Origin of the sequence: Mesorhizobium sp. M1A.T.Ca.IN.004.03.1.1 (assembly GCF_003997555.1) — a bacterium.
Lineage (GTDB): Bacteria > Pseudomonadota > Alphaproteobacteria > Rhizobiales > Rhizobiaceae > Mesorhizobium.
In genome coordinates this window covers 1-252 of the sequence record NZ_RZTV01000730.1, presented here as the reverse complement: position 1 = coordinate 252, position 252 = coordinate 1, and the positions used below count along the sequence as shown (strand labels likewise).

1 protein-coding gene is annotated in these 252 nt (G+C 60.3%); it reads left to right on the top strand.

Features of this window, described 5'->3' with window-relative positions; translation table 11 throughout:
* On the top strand, positions 1-252 hold a 252-nt coding region (locus tag EOD29_RS33590), incomplete at both ends, for an amino acid--tRNA ligase-related protein (protein WP_348630476.1).

Sequence of the window (252 nt, the reverse complement as noted above, 5' to 3'; positions counted from 1 at the left end):
CATCAACAAGACCATGGCGACCGGCGAGATCGAGCTTTACGCGCAGGAGATCGAAGTCCTCTCCGCCGCCAAGGAATTGCCGCTGCCGGTCTTCGGCGAGCCGGATTATCCCGAGGACGTCCGCCTCAAATACCGTTTCCTCGATCTTCGCCGCGAAACGCTGCACCGGAACATCGTCAAGCGCACCCAGGTCATCTCCGCCATGCGCCGCGAAATGGGCAATGTCGGCTTCACCGAATATACGACCCCGAT